13 protein-coding genes and 1 pseudogene are annotated in these 14,107 nt (G+C 65.3%); 4 read left to right on the plus strand and 10 right to left on the minus strand.

Annotated elements, in window-relative coordinates; genetic code table 11:
- From AB1446_11060 to AB1446_11075, 4 genes and pseudogenes are all read left to right on the plus strand, one after another.
- Positions 1 to 1,104: DUF1670 domain-containing protein (locus AB1446_11060; GenBank protein ID MEW6547432.1), on the plus strand; the 1,104-nt coding region annotated here is incomplete at its 5' end.
- A complete protein-coding gene (locus AB1446_11065; GenBank protein MEW6547433.1) occupies positions 1,101 to 2,363 on the plus strand; it encodes a DUF1670 domain-containing protein in 1,263 nt (420 codons plus the stop codon). The genes AB1446_11060 and AB1446_11065, both read left to right, overlap by 4 nt.
- 10 nt (positions 2,364 to 2,373) lie before the next feature.
- A pseudogene (locus AB1446_11070) lies at positions 2,374 to 2,676 on the plus strand (aminotransferase class III-fold pyridoxal phosphate-dependent enzyme).
- 31 nt (positions 2,677 to 2,707) lie between these two features.
- Positions 2,708 to 2,878, plus strand: coding sequence for a hypothetical protein (locus tag AB1446_11075; GenBank protein ID MEW6547434.1), 171 nt, complete (start codon positions 2,708 to 2,710; stop codon positions 2,876 to 2,878).
- Between the two features lie 58 nt (positions 2,879 to 2,936).
- Here AB1446_11075 and AB1446_11080 read toward each other — a convergent pair whose 3' ends face one another.
- The 10 genes from AB1446_11080 to AB1446_11125 form a co-directional block, all read right to left on the minus strand.
- Positions 2,937 to 4,337 (minus strand): ADP-ribosylglycohydrolase family protein, encoded by a 1,401-nt coding sequence (locus AB1446_11080; protein MEW6547435.1) that lies wholly within the window; start codon positions 4,335 to 4,337, stop codon positions 2,937 to 2,939.
- A gap of 62 nt (positions 4,338 to 4,399) precedes the next feature.
- Positions 4,400 to 5,326 (minus strand): nucleoside hydrolase, encoded by a 927-nt coding sequence (locus tag AB1446_11085; protein MEW6547436.1) that lies wholly within the window; start codon positions 5,324 to 5,326, stop codon positions 4,400 to 4,402.
- Between the two features lie 5 nt (positions 5,327 to 5,331).
- Positions 5,332 to 6,261 carry an ABC transporter permease gene (locus tag AB1446_11090; protein MEW6547437.1) on the minus strand — a complete coding sequence of 310 codons (930 nt, stop codon included), beginning with the start codon at positions 6,259 to 6,261 and terminating at the stop codon, positions 5,332 to 5,334.
- Positions 6,245 to 7,303 (minus strand): ABC transporter permease, encoded by a 1,059-nt coding sequence (locus AB1446_11095; protein ID MEW6547438.1) that lies wholly within the window; start codon positions 7,301 to 7,303, stop codon positions 6,245 to 6,247. Before AB1446_11095 ends, AB1446_11090 begins: the two co-directional genes overlap by 17 nt.
- Positions 7,300 to 8,856: an ABC transporter ATP-binding protein gene (locus AB1446_11100; protein MEW6547439.1), complete on the minus strand. Its 1,557-nt coding sequence runs from the start codon at positions 8,854 to 8,856 to the stop codon at positions 7,300 to 7,302. Before AB1446_11100 ends, AB1446_11095 begins: the two co-directional genes overlap by 4 nt.
- Before the next feature lie 75 nt (positions 8,857 to 8,931).
- Positions 8,932 to 10,059 (minus strand): BMP family ABC transporter substrate-binding protein, encoded by a 1,128-nt coding sequence (locus tag AB1446_11105; protein ID MEW6547440.1) that lies wholly within the window; start codon positions 10,057 to 10,059, stop codon positions 8,932 to 8,934.
- 35 nt (positions 10,060 to 10,094) lie between these two features.
- Positions 10,095 to 11,015 (minus strand): nucleoside hydrolase, encoded by a 921-nt coding sequence (locus tag AB1446_11110; protein MEW6547441.1) that lies wholly within the window; start codon positions 11,013 to 11,015, stop codon positions 10,095 to 10,097.
- A gap of 17 nt (positions 11,016 to 11,032) precedes the next feature.
- Positions 11,033 to 11,956, minus strand: coding sequence for a ribokinase (gene rbsK, locus AB1446_11115; GenBank protein MEW6547442.1), 924 nt, complete (start codon positions 11,954 to 11,956; stop codon positions 11,033 to 11,035).
- On the minus strand, positions 11,953 to 12,957 hold the full coding sequence (locus AB1446_11120; protein ID MEW6547443.1) for a LacI family DNA-binding transcriptional regulator: 1,005 nt from the start codon (positions 12,955 to 12,957) through the stop codon (positions 11,953 to 11,955). The genes rbsK and AB1446_11120 overlap by 4 nt, the downstream gene beginning before the upstream one ends.
- 504 nt (positions 12,958 to 13,461) lie before the next feature.
- On the minus strand, positions 13,462 to 13,989 hold the full coding sequence (locus tag AB1446_11125) for a spore coat protein (GenBank protein ID MEW6547444.1): 528 nt from the start codon (positions 13,987 to 13,989) through the stop codon (positions 13,462 to 13,464).
- Positions 13,990 to 14,107: the final 118 nt, after the last annotated feature.

Here is a 14,107-nt window from a genome sequence, read left to right on the forward strand (position 1 = left end):
CTGGCGGGGATGAGCAGGAAGATGCGGGAGAGGCTCACCACGCCGCGGGCAGTGCTGGCCGTGGACCGCTACCTGCGGGGGGACGACCCGGCCACCATCCGGCGGGAGCTGGCGGTGTCGCGGCACCTGTTCAGCAAGTGGTACCTGGGGTTCCAGTACGCGGTGGCCCTTTCTGACCGGCCCGCAGACGAGATCGCGGAAGCAATTGGCGAGCCCCCCGAGGTGGTGGCCGGCTGGCTGGGACTCTGGGCCCGCTACCGGGACAGCAAAGACGGTGCCCGGGAGAGGGTGCCCCAAAAGGGCGTGCTGCCGCCGCCCAAAGCACGCCCGGGGCAGGAGCGGGAAGCCTTCTTAGCCCTGCTGCGGCAGCGGCACGGCTACACCCCCGCCTCCTCGGAGCGGTTCTGCCAGGAGGTGAGCGACCTCGCCTACCGCATCTCCCGCCGGCACCGGGCCTCGGGCCAGGTGGTGTACTTCGGGGTGTCGAGTGCGGAGCCCCCGGGGAAGAGCCTGCGCGACTGCACCCTGCGGGAGGTCATCCTGGACTACGTCACCCCGGAAGATTGGGCCCTGGTGAACCGGGAGAGTCCCCAGGCGCTCAAGTGGGCGCGCCTGGAGCGTCTTGCCACCTCCGCCTACGCCCAATGCGTGGCCCTGTCGCTGGCCGACCTCGGCTTTTTGCTGGGGCTGTCCACCGACGCGGTGGCCGACTGCATGAAGGAGCACCCCAAGGTGGTGCTGCCCATCCGGGGCCGGGTGGCCGACATGGGCCCCACGCTGTCGCACGCGGAGAAGATCATCCGGCTCTACATGGACGGGTACACGGAGACGGACATCGTGCGCCGCACGGGGCACAGCTACGAGAGCATCGAGCGGTACCTGATCGACTTTGCCCGCGTGACCTACTGCCTGGACCTGGGCATGCCCGTGCCCGCGGTGAGGATGGCCGTGGGCAGGTCGCGCAGGCTGGTGGAAAAGTACGCGGCCCTCTACCGGGAGTTCACGGCCACGGACGACTACATCTTCCGCATGGCCAGGATCCGCCGGATGGCCGAGGCCCACCCCCCGGAGAAAAAAGGGGCGCAAAGGGAGGAGATACAGTGACCCGAGAGCGGAAGGGGAGCGAAAGGTACGCGACCCTTCCCGCAAGGGACCTTCTGCCAGTCCAGGTGTCCCACCTCAGGGCGCGGTTCGAACTGGCGCCCCAGTCATACCTCGCGGAAGCCGTGGCCCGGATGACCAACGAGGCCATGGAGGCCTGGGAGAAGCAGCACGGGATCGAGCGGGTCAGGCCGGGCGAGATGCTCGTCACCTACCAGGGCAAGAACGTGAGGCTGCCCCTGCTTGATCCCGGGACCATCTCCCGCCTCGGGGAGCTCAGGGTGGAGGCGGTGAAGCGCCAGATCGAGCACCTGGAACTCGAGCGGCTGCAGGTGGAAAACCCCGCCGCCACCGTGCAGGACGTGTGGCAACTCCTGGACCAGGGCGAACTGGCCCGGCAGCGGGGAGCCAAGGGCCAGGGCTTCCTCCCCGAGGAACCCATCTCCGCCGACCAGTTGCCCCAGGTGCCCAGGAGGCCCGAGGCCGCCGACCCGCCCAGGGAGGTCCTCACCCTCCTGGTCAGCAAGCTCGAGTCGGACTACGGGTGCAAGCCCGCCCAGGCCGAGGGGCTGGTCAGGACGGCGGCCGAGATCCGGGCCTGGTGCTGCCCGGAGGTATCGGAGCTACAGCCCGGGCAGGTGGTGTGGCTGGCCCACGGTACCCACCGCAGCCGCCGCACCGACCCACGCCTGTTCGTCCCCGTGGTGCTCACGCTCCTGACCCCCGAGGAGATGGAGCGCCCGCCGTCGAGCAGGGCGGAACTGAAGCGGCTCAAGATGAGGCAGCTCGAGCGCATCACGGCCGAGGCGTGGCGGCAGGACGGGGTGCTCACCACCGTGGACCTGGAGTGGATCCTGCACATCAGCCCGGGGCTCATCCGCGAACTCCTGGAGGCGTACCAGGAGCGGTTCGGGGTGCTGCTGCCCACGGCCGGCACGGTGCTGGACATGGGCAGAACGCTGACGCACAAGACGATCGTGGTGGAGCTGGCCCTGCAGGGTCTTTCCACCACCGAGATTGCCCGCAGGATCTACCACGCGCCCTCTTCAGTGGACGCCTACCTGCGCCTGTTCGACCGGGTGCTGATGCTGGTGTACTACCGCGTCCCCGAAAAGGCCATGCACCGCATCACCGGCACCAGCCCCGCTCTCGTGAAGGAGCACCTGGAACTGGCGAAGAAACACTTCCCCGACCCGGACGCCATCAAGAACTACCTGGTCAGCCGCGGCGTCAAGGTCGAGGAGCTTGCTTTGGGAGTTTAGCTGTAATCCCCTGATTGGCGATGTGCGGGCGCTGGGGCCCATGGTGGCGGTGGAACTGGTGAAGGACCGGCAGACCAAGGAGCCTGCCACGGCGGAGGCGGCTGCGATCATCCAGTATGCGTACGAACACGGGTTGATCCTGCTCAAGGCGGGCCGGTACGGGAACGTGCTGCGCTTTTTGCCGCCGCTGGTGATCAGCGACGAGCAGCTTGAGGAAGGGCTATCCGTGCTGCGTGACGCGGTGGCTTCCGTGGTGAGCAGGCGGAAGGGTGTTCCAGGGGAATTTTGCCCTGTTGTCCCTGAGCTCGGCTGAAGCGGCGAACTTCACCAACGGGGTGCCTGTGGTGGGCGCAGCTTTAGCATACTTGTTCCTGGGGAAGAAGCTAACGAGTGCCCAGCTGGTGGCGGGGATAGCCGTGGTTGCCGGCGTGTGGCTTTCTACTGCTGTTCCGCGGTGTGGGCGGAGATTTGGCCTGCCGGGAGCCCAGGGGTCCCGGAACAGGGTAGCAATGTAGGAGGCCCCTGGCGCAGGCGATGCGGGCAGTTTCCAGTCCTGGCATGGCTCCGCCCGCGTCAGTCGTAACGCGCCAAAGCTCTCCTGACCAAGTCGACGTTCCAGCGCGCAAGGTGCGCGATGCTCAGTTCTTCCATTCCCCGCACGTAAGTCTGCAGCCGGTCTCCGATGGGTTTCGTCCAATGCTCGCCGAGGGCGCTCGGGCCGAGCGCTACGCCCAGCACCGTCGCAACCTGGGCTGCGTTGCAGTCCACGTCCTGGCCAGCCAGGGCCACAATGCGCATGGTCTCGTCGAAGTCCCCGTTGCCGAACCAGAGGGCCACCACCTCAGCTGCCGCGTTCGGGTAGGCGTGGACCCAGTTGTACCGCTCCAGACGCTTCTCGCATTTCCTCCAGGCCGCCAGCCAGTCGCTTGCTTCCCTGCAGACCCCGAGAGCCTCCCGTACGACGGAATGGTATTCGCTCTCGGGGGGCAGCAGGTCGATGGCGTTCTGTACGATGCCCCGGATGTCCCCGCGTACGAAGGCCAGGGAGGTCATGACGGCGTTGAAGACCTCGCCCAGCACCCCGTTGCCCTCGTGGGAGATCACCCCGTCGATCCAGGCCAGCCGAGCGGCCTGCCGGGGATCCCCGGGCGCCACCAGCCCGCACACGGTGCCCCTCATCTGTGCCCCGATCCATTCGGAGAACGGGTTAGACCGGCGCCCGCTTTCCGGAGGATATACCCCCAGCTTCAGATTCCTGAGGGCGATGTCTTCGGCGGACCAACCGAAGGGGATCAGTGCCACCCATTCCTCGGCGATGTCTTGCGACGTCACGTGGTAGCCCCGGTACTCGAAAGCCTTGAGGAAGGCCAGTTCGTAGGTGATGTCATCGTTGAAGGTGTTGGGTTTGCGCACGTAGCCTCTGATATCGCCGAACACCTCCATGAGTCGGTCGGTGGTGTAGCCCTCCAGGGCGGTCCCGAGGGCGCCTCCGCACACCTGCGCCAACCAGCCGGCATAAACCCTTTCTGTGAACTGGGGTGTATGGGGCGAGACCGGGACGGGGTCAGGGAACCGAACGGCGGCGATGTGTTCCTCCCACGATGTCGGCGTGTGGAACTTCCAGTACGGGGAGCCTTCGTCCCTGGGCGCCTCCTGGAGGGTCTTCAAAATCAAGGAGGTCAACCGGTGAAGGGTTGCGAGGTCTCCCGTTTCCAGGGCCTTCAGGCCGTCTGCAAACAGCGCCTCGGCCTCTTCCACACGGCGGCCGCGGTTTTCCATGGATTGAATCGCCCCGGCCACCAGGCACTCGGGCGCCCCCGACCCGGGGACCTCGCTGCGCCAGTAAATCCTGATGCGCTCGTCCTCTGCGTCTCTCACCCTGAAAATGGAATCCCAGGTCTGTTCCTCTTCCGTGAGGATCCTGGGGACAGCTTGCCTGCGTTGCTCGAGTTCCCACTGCCACGCCTTGATCATGGTACGGGCTAGCCCCCCTGGTGCGGCAACATGGCTACTCTGGCGCACGAACCTGCCCGCGGTCAGTCGTATTTCTCCAGGGCCTCGAACAGCATCCTCATGAAGCGCTCGCGGTCAATCTCGAGGGCCACGTCGGCGTTGGGGGGCCTACCGGTCACCCCGTAAATGTCCACCACCGTGCGCCCGGTGGTAAACTCGCCGTGGCACTCGATGTCCACGCGCAGGTGGCGCGTCGTCAACATGGTGGGATCGATGACGGCCGCCACGGCCACGGGGTCGTGCAGCGGGCTTCCCCGGAAACCAAACCGCCGGTGGAAGAGGGCGTAGAAATCCAGCAGTTCGGCCACCATGCGGGCCACGCGCCGGTTCATGGCGTAGAGGGCCTGGACGTCTTCAGGATACACCTGGGCCTTGTGGGTGACGTCCAGGCCGACCATGGTGATGGGTACCCCCGACTCGAAGACGATACGGGCGGCCTCGGGATCGACCAGGATATTGAACTCGGCCGCCGGCGTCCAGTTGCCCTCGTATGGGGCCCCGCCCATGAGGGTGATCCTCTCGATGTTCTTCTTGATGTCGGGCGCAACGGACAGGGCCAGGGCCACGTTGGTGAGGGGCCCGGTGGGGATGAGGGTCACCGGGGCCGGGCTCCGCCGGAGCGTGTCCACAATGACGTCCACCGCCGACCGCGGACTGGGCCCGTACGCGGGCTCGGGCAGGATGGGACCGTCCAGGCCGCTTTCCCCGTGGACTTGCGGTGCCACGATCAGGGGTCGGCACAGGGGTTTGCCTGCTCCTGCTGCCACCTCCACCTCGATGCCGGCGAAGCTCAGGACGCGCAGGGCGTTGCGCAGAGTCTTGTCGAGGGTCTGGTTGCCGGCTACCACCGTCACCGCCCTGACGTCGAGGAGGTCGGAAGCGAAGGCCAAAAGGAGGGCTATGGCATCGTCGTGTCCCGGGTCACAATCGATGATCACGGGTTTACGCACGGGCATCATCCTTTCCGGCCCAGGCGGGCCAGGCGCACCATTTGTTGGCGGGCGTAGATGGCCAGGCCGAGGACGGTGGCCAAATAGGGCGTCATCTGGACGAACTCCGAAGGGACGCGCAGGGACTGCAGGTAGTTTGAAAAGGCCTCCACAAAGCCAAAGAAGAGGGAGGCCAGGAAGGCACCGCCGGGGGTGCGACCGCCCAGGGCGGCGGCGGCCAGCCCGATGAACCCCCGCCCCGCGGTCATGTCCCGGGCGAACCAGGATACGTACCCCATCGAAAGGTGGGCGCCGCCCAGGGCGGCCAAGAGCCCGCTCACACCCAGGGCGATGAACTGGATGCGGCGGACATCGAGCCCCACCGATTCGGCAGCGTGGGGATTCTCTCCCACCGCCCGCACGCGCAGGCCCAGCGGGGTACGGTACAGGAAGTACCACAGCAGCAGGACGGACAAGAGGGAGGCGTAAACCAGGACGTGCTGGTCGGAAAAGATGGGTCCGAGGACGGGTACGTGGTGCAGGAGCGGTAGCTTCACCTGAGGCAGTACCTTGCTGGCCAGCGAGCTGGAAACACCCTTGTCGTGGGCGACCACGTAGAGCAAAAAGACGGTACCGCCGCTGGCCGCCAGGTTGAGGGCGATCCCGGCCAGGATGATGTCCGTCTTCAGCTTGAGGGAGAAGTATCCCAGGATCAGGGCCATGAGGATGCCGGAGGCGATGGCCGCCAGCAGGCCCAGCCAGGCGTTTTGGGTAAGGGCACTGACCACCACGCCCGTGAAAGCGGCGGTGAGCATGATCCCTTCCAGGGCGATGTTGATGACTCCGGCCAGGTCGGACACCACGGCTCCCAGGGCGGCGAACAGTACCGGGGTGGTGACGCGCAGGATGGAGTAGGCAAACCCCGCGGTCAGGATAGACTCAAGCAGCGTCTGCATGCTCTCTTGCCTCCCTCACCACCATCCGGTGCCTGTAAGTGGCCAGGAACGCCTGCGCGGTGATGAGCAGGATCAGGATGGACTGGATCACGGTGACCATTTCGCTGGTCACGTCGGTCATGCGTGCCATGATGTCGGCCCCAGTGCGGAGGTATGCTAAGAAGAGGGCAGCCGCGGGAACCAGGAGCGGGTTGTTCCGGGCCAGGATGGCGACGATGATACCGTCAAAGCCGTAACCCGGCATGGCCTGCCACTGGAAGCGGCGGTAGATGCCCAGCATCTCGCAGGCCCCGGCCAGCCCGGCGACGGCACCGCTGATGGCCTGGGAGTAGATGAGGACGGAGGCTGTGTTGATCCCCGAGTAGTGGGCGAATTGCAGGTTGAGCCCGGTCATCCGCAGGGCATATCCCCAGCGGGTGCGGTAGAGGAAGCAATGTGAGAACACGACGGCGAGTAAGGCCACCAGGATGCCCCAGTGAATGCGGGTGGGTGGTAGGAACTGATGCAGCCAGGAACTGGCTTTGAGCGGCCAGGAAACCATGGCTCCGGCCTGAGAGTCCCGGAAGTGATAGTTGATGATGTATATGCCCAGGCGGTAGAAGATGTAGTTCAGCATGAGGGAGGAAACCAGTTCGCTGGCACCCCACCGGGCTTTGAGGACCCCGGGGATGTAGCCCACCAGCGCGCCGGCGGCTGCGGCAGCCAGGAGGGCGATCAGGGCGTGGATCACGGGGGGCAATTCCAGGGCGATGCCCACCACCGTCGCCGCCACTGCTCCGAAAAAGAGTTGGCCCTCGGCACCGATGTTGAACTGACTGGCCTGGAAGGCGATAGACACGGCCAGTCCGGTAAAGGTCAGGGGAATGGCCATCTCGATGAAATTGCCGAACCGGCGGGCGGACGTGAGGGGCCCGAAAATGAGGGTGCCAAAGGCCTCGGCAGGTTCCCCGGAGACCAGATAGGTCACCAGGAACCCCAGGGCCAGGGCCAGCACTACTGCCGCGGCAGTCCGGATGGCCTCAAAGAGAAACTCCCGCCTCACTTGGACCTGACCTCCTCGCGGTCGTCGGGGTCCGGTGTTTGCCGCTTGACACCGAGCATGTAAAGCCCCAGTTCTTCTTCCGTTACGTTCCTTGAGTCGGGGAACAGGGCCACGATCTCGCCACTGTACATGACGGCCAGGCGGTCGCTCAAGCCCATCACCTCGTTGAGATCGGCCGAGACGAGCAGGACCGCCACCCCTTTGCGGCAGTAGTCCATGAGTTTGCGGTGAATGAATTCGGTTGCCCCCACGTCGATTCCCCGGGTGGGCTGGTTGGCAATGATCACCCTGGGGTTAGAGGAAAGTTCCCGGGCAACGACTACTTTCTGGATATTTCCTCCCGAGAGCATCCTCACCGGGGTCCGGGTCGAGCGGGTCCGGATATCGAACTCCCTGATCAGGGCCCGGGCAGTTTCCGTCACCGCCCTGGGATCCATGAGGAGGCCCCGGTTGTAAGCTGGCGTGAAGAACCGATCGGAGATGAGGTTTTCTTCGATGCTGCCGCGTTCGGCCACCCCGTGGACCATGCGGTCCTCGGGGATGTGGGAGACCCCGCGGGCCCTGATCTCCCGCGGCGTGGCGTCGGTCACATCCACCCCATCCACCAACACCTTTCCCGCCGACGCTCTGCGCAGACCGGTGAGGATTTCGACCAGCTCGCGCTGGCCGTTGCCCTCCACCCCGGCGATACCCAGGATTTCGCCGGAGTACAGCACCAGGTCGATCCCCTTGAGCACTTCCTTGCCCGTCTCCGCCACATACCGCAGTCCCCTTATTTCCAGTACCGGCTCCCCGGGCTGGGTGGGCAGCTTGTCGATGCGCAATGCGACGTCACGGCCTACCATTAGACGCGAGATGTCGGGCTCCGTGGCCGAAGCAGTCTCCAGCACTCCCACCACCCGGCCGCCGCGCATCACGGTGACACGGTCGGAGATGGCCTTGACCTCGCGTAGCTTGTGGGAGATAAAAATGATGGTATGGCCGCGCTCTTTCAGGTTGACGAGGGCCGCGAAGAGTTCTTCTGTTTCCTGGGGGGTGAGCACGGCGGTAGGCTCGTCCAGGACCAGGAGCTCGGCACCCCGCATGAGGGCCTTGAGGATCTCCACCTTCTGTCGCATGCCCACCGGGATGTCCCGCACCCTGGCGGACGGGTCTACCGGGAGGTTGTAGTTCCTGGCCAGCTCGGCGGTCAATTCGACGGCCCGCGCGCTGTCGTAAAAGATGCCCCGCCGCGGCTCCAGGCCCAGGACCATATTGTCGGCGACGGTCAGCGAGGGCACCAGCATGAAGTGCTGGTGCACCATGCCGATACCGTGGGAAATGGCCATGTGCGGCGAGGTGATCTGGACGGGGCGGCCTTTGTACAAGATGGTGCCCCCGTCGGGTCGCTCGAGCCCGAACAGGATCTTCATCAAGGTGGTCTTGCCGGCGCCGTTTTCGCCCACCAGGGCGTGGATCTCGCCGGGCCGCACGGAGAAGTTGACCCCCCGGTTGGCGACCACGCCGTTGGGATACACCTTGGTGATGTTCCTCATTTCCAGCAGGATGTCCATCGAGACCCTCCCGGCGCTCCCGCCTCAGGGGGAGCAGGGGCCGGGCGAGATTTTAATCGCCCGGCCCCGCTGTACCTAGGGCTTGACCGAATTGCGCAGTTCGTCCAGCTTCTTGGTGTCCATGCCGAAGGCGGTGTCGACCACGATTTCGCCCTTGACGATCTTCTGCTTGATCTCGTCCAGCTTCGTCCGGAACTCCTGGGGCACGAGTTCGCGGTAGAACTCGTTGTCAGCCAGGCCCACGGCCTCTTCTTTCAGGCCCAGGTTCTCGGCCTGGCCGAAGGTGAGCTTGCCTTCCTTGTACAGCTTGATGGCACGTAGCAGGGAGTTGTCGACCCGCTTGAGCATAGAGGTGATGATCAGCTTAGCCTTGGCCGGGTCGGAGTCCTTGAACAGCAAGGCCTGGTCGGAATCCACGCCGATGGCGTACCGGTTCATTTCCTTGGCTGCATCCAACTGACCAAGCCCGGTCTGGCCCGCCACGTTGAAGCCGATGTCGGCCCCCATCTGGTACTGGGCCAGCGCCATTTCCTTGCCCTTGGCGGGGTTGGCGAAGTCCCCCACGTAGGAGATGGCCACCTTGATGTCGGGAACCACGCTCCTGGCGCCCTGGATGTAGCCGACCAGGAAGTCGTTGATGACCGGGATGTCCATGCCACCCAGGAAGCCGATGATCTTCTTGTCGTTGGCCAGCGGCATCTTCGACGTGGTCACCATGGCGGCCAGGGCACCGGCGAGGTAAGAGCCCTCGTTTTGCTTGTACAGGATGGAGTACACGTTGCCGAGGTTACCCTTGCTGTAGTCGACCGCCGTGTCGAAGATGACATACCGGTTGTTCGGGTACTTGGGGGCGATCTTTTCCAGGTGCTCGGTCATCTGCCAGGTACCGACGATGATCAGGTCCCACTTCTGTTCGGAGACGTCGGCCAGGGTGGGTTCCCACTTGCTGGGGTCAGTCCCCATCTCGATGATCTTGGCTTCGATGCCCAGTTCCTTCTTGGCGGCTTCGATGCCGGCGGCGGCGGAGTCGAAGAAGGACTTGTCGCCCAGCGTGCCGTTGATGAGGAGCACGACCCGCAGGGGCTTTTCGCCGCCCTGCTGGGAGCCGGTCTCTTTGGGCTCTTCTTTCTTGGCGCACCCGCCCAGAGCCAGGGCTCCCAGCACCAGGGCTGCGACCAGCAGAACGGACACCAGTTTCCTCACGTTCCGGACCTCCTTTTTGGCTGTTTTCTGACCGCTCAATCGGTCAGGGCTTTCAGGAACAATTCGCCCACGCGGCGCCTGTCCACGCCCAGGCACACGGTGGCGTTGGGCGGGCGACCGCTGAGACCGGCGTAGTCGACCGCGGTCAGCCCGCGGGCGATGGTCCCGCAGGTTTCCACCGCCACATGGGCGTGGGCCTTTTCGGTCATGATGCCCGGATCCAGCGCCACGGCGGCTGCGACCAGGTCGCAGAGGACGAGCCCTTTCAGCCCCAGGCGCTCCTGCACTAACCTGGCGAGGACGCGGCTAGCCTGGAAGAAAGTGCGGGCCAGGGGGCGATCCGAGCTCTGCAGGACATCCACCATCTCGGGTCCCAGTACCGCCTTCAGTGTGGTCTCCCAGGGCACCATGGTGATGGGGATCCCGGATGCGAACACGATGGCCGCCGCCTCGGGGTCGGCGTGGACGTTGAACTCGGCCACCGCGGTCGTGTTGCCCCGGGCGTCGCTGGTTCCTCCCATGAGCACGATGTGGTGGACCGCCCGGCAAAAACTGCGGTCCTGGGCGATGGCCAGGGCGAGGTTGGTCAGCGGACCCAGGGCGAGGATACTCAGCTGACTGGGATGGCGCCGTGCGCTTTCCAGGAGGAAGTCCACGGCGTGGCCCTCGGCGGGCCTGCGCGCCGGGTCGGGCAGGAAGGTGTTCCCAAAACCGTCTTCGCCGTGGACGTCGAGTGCGTGGTGGGGCGGCTCCAGCAGTGCCTGCTCGGCACCCCCGTGCACGGGGACGTCCGCGTCTAGCAACTCCACCAGGCGCAGGCTGTTCCTGAGCGTGTGGTGGAGAGGTGAGTTGCCGAACACCGCCGTGATGCCGATCACGTCCAGGCCCGAACGTATGGCGGTGATGATGGCCGCCGCATCGTCAATCCCGGGATCAGTGTCTATGATCCACTTCATCGTGGCGATCTCTCACTTCACCCCCTCTCCCGCAGGAATTGCTCCACCTCAGGCCGTGAGGGCATGGAGGTTTGGGCCCCGAACCTGGTAACGGACAGGGCCCCCACGGCGTTGGCGAAGGTCACCGCGTTGCTCAGGTCTTTTCCCTCCACCAGGGCCACCGCCAGGCCCCCGGCAAAGGCATCTCCGGCGGCAGTGGTGTCAACTGCCTCTACCGGGAAGCCGCGGCAGTGCTCGAACCGGTTGCCCTCGGCCAGCAGCGCCCCCCGTGGACCCAGCTTGATCAGTACCCGATTGGCACCCTGCCTGAGGAGGTCGGAGGCGGCCAGCTTGGCACTCTTTAAGTCCGTCACCTGGCGGCCGGTCAAGACCGCTGCCTCGCTCTCGTTGGGAGTGATGATGTCCACCTGGCGCAGGAGTTCAGGTGGAAGCGGCCGCGCCGGGGCCGGGTCGAGCAGAACCGTTACCCGCCTGTTGTGCGCCAGTTCCACCGCCTTGCGGACGGTGTCCAACGGTATTTCCAGCTGGAGCATGAGGACCCTGGCGGAAGCGATTACCTCGGCTGCAGTCTCCACGTCGGCCGGAGACAGCAAGCCGTTGGCGCCCGCTACCACCACGATGCTGTTCTGGCCGCTGTGCTCAACGATGATCAGGGCCGTGCCGGTGGGCACGCCCGGGGTCCGCAGGACCCCGTCTGTGTGTACTCCTGCCGCCCTGAGGCTGCCAACGAGGCTCTGGCCAAAGGGATCATCTCCCACCCGGCCCAGCATGGCCACTTTGCCGCCCAAACGGGCGGCGGCCACCGCCTGGTTGGCCCCCTTGCCCCCAGGTATCATCCTGAACTCGTCCCCGGAGACGGTCTCACCGGGAGCTGGTCGGCGTGCGGTGCGTACCACGAGGTCCACGTTGAGACTGCCGATGACGACTATATCCGCCTTCACCCGGTGTGCTCCTTCCCTCCACAAGATTCCCTGATCACCAGTTGGGGGGTCAGGAATACCTCTTGCGGGGGTCCGGTGACCCGGCCGTACATCCGCCGGATGAGCAGCTCGGTAGCCGTGACCCCCATCTGGTACGCTGGCTGGCTGACCGTGGTGAGGGCCGGCCTTACCAGCGACGCCAGCAGGATGTCATCGAAGCCCACTACCGCCACGTCGTCGGGCACCCGGCGGCCTGACTCCTCCAGGGCCCGGATGGCGCCGATGGCCATCAGGTCGTTGGCGGCAAATACCGCAGTCGGGGGATCTGGGGCCTCGAGCAGTTCTTTCATCCGCGCATAACCGGAAGGGTACCTGAAATCCCCCGCCCTGATGAGGGTTTCGTTTGCCTCCAGACCGGCCTCCCCGAGGGCCTCCAGGTAGCCCCTCAGGCGATCCCGGCTGGTGGTCAGTTGCGGTGGCCCGCTGATGTGGGCGATCCGCCGGTGCCCGAGGCGGATAAGATGGCGGGTGGCCTCCCGGGCGGACGCGACGTTGTCCACCAGGACCGCATCCACCCGGGCACCCTCGACCTGCCGGTCGATGAGGGCCAGCGGGAAATGCCCGCGCAACAACTCCCATACGGCCGTGCTGTCGCAAGAGCTGACCGTAAAGATGATGCCGTCGACCCGGCGCTCCCTGAGGGTCTTGACATAGGCCATCTCCTGGGCTGTGTCGCCGTCGGTGTTACACAGGACCACCGTGTAACCCATGGTGCTGGCTGCGTCCTCGACGCCGCGGGCGATGGTGGGGAAGAAGGGGTTGGTGATGTCGGGGATGACCAGGGCTATGAGACGGCTTCTGCCGGTAGCCAGGCTGCGGGCCAGGTTGTTGGGCTGATAGTTCAGCTCCTCTACTGCCCGCAGCACCTTCTGCCGGGTGGCGTTGCTGACGTACCCGTTGCTGTTCAGCACTCGGGACACCGTGGCCACTCCCACCCCGGCACGCCGGGCGACATCCCTGATCGTGGGGGGTTTCCTGTCGGTCCCCGCCGGATGGGACGATGGGGCAGCCGATCGAGGCTTGTCCACCAGCACGTGACCTCTCTTCCGGCATCAGGACTGCCCTGCGCCACGTGGAATCCGTTCCACAACCGTGCCAGAACTCGGGAATCGGTTCCACACTCTCGTGTACACTATTCGACGCGAGTGGTCACATTCCTCCCGTCAGGGTTAGCCGTGAGAGGTCGGGCCGTGTGCGCGTGAGGCAGGGCGAGCGCGGCAAGTACCGTTCCGTCGCTCAACGGGTGTCATACCCAGGGGGAACGAGCTCCTGGCCGGACCCACTGCCAGTTGACCTGCTGGGACTTGGTGGGTCTGGATGCCGGAAGTTCACGGGTCCCGGAGCAGGGTAGCAAGGCAGGGGTTATGGTAGGACACAAGGAGGACGGCTGCCGGAAACGGAGAGAGCGGCACTTGCCTGCCGCTCTCACACTTCCGTCCTGCCCGATTTACGTGCTGCCCGTATGTTCAAGCTCTGGGGGCGGTCCCCTGCAGCCACTGGGCGACCGAGTTGACGTCCTCGGGCCGGGCCGAGGGGTGCTTGTACCAGCCCTTGTCCTCCATGAACTTGTACAGTTCGTAGGCCATGCCCAGGTGCTCGGAAGCCTGCGAAAGGAGGTCGTTGCGCAGGTTGGGGTTGGAGGCTTCCGCGGCGGCCATGGTGGCCCGGGTGGCGAAGTACTTGCAGTCCTTCAGGCAGTCGCTGGCGATGTCGCGATCGGAGAAGATGCGTTCTGGGCTGCGGGCACCAAACTCGCGGGTCACGGGGCCCCCGATGGTGCCGACCTCTACGTCGGTGCCGCCCAGGCGCCCGTGGACGCCCAGGTGCCCTTCCAGCTTCCGGACGTTGTTGCGGAAGCGGTTGGAGTGGCTGTCGATCATGCTCCGCAGCCTGGGGTCCTGACACTGGTCCGAAAGGATGGTCAGCTTCCGCGCGGCGTCCTGCTGCTCCCTGATCATCTCGCTCAGTTCCGTGAGTTCCCTCTGGGTTGGCATTTCCCCACCTTCCTTTCCCGTGGTGATACCGTCAGTTATGCTTTCCCGGCCAGCCCTGTTTATTCGCACCATGGCCCCGCCCAGGAGGAATAGGCAGCCTGCTGGCCGTAATCCTCAA

The organism is Bacillota bacterium, assembly GCA_040757085.1.
In the GTDB taxonomy this organism is placed as follows: domain Bacteria; phylum Bacillota; class Sulfobacillia; order JACIYH01; family JACIYH01; genus JACIYH01.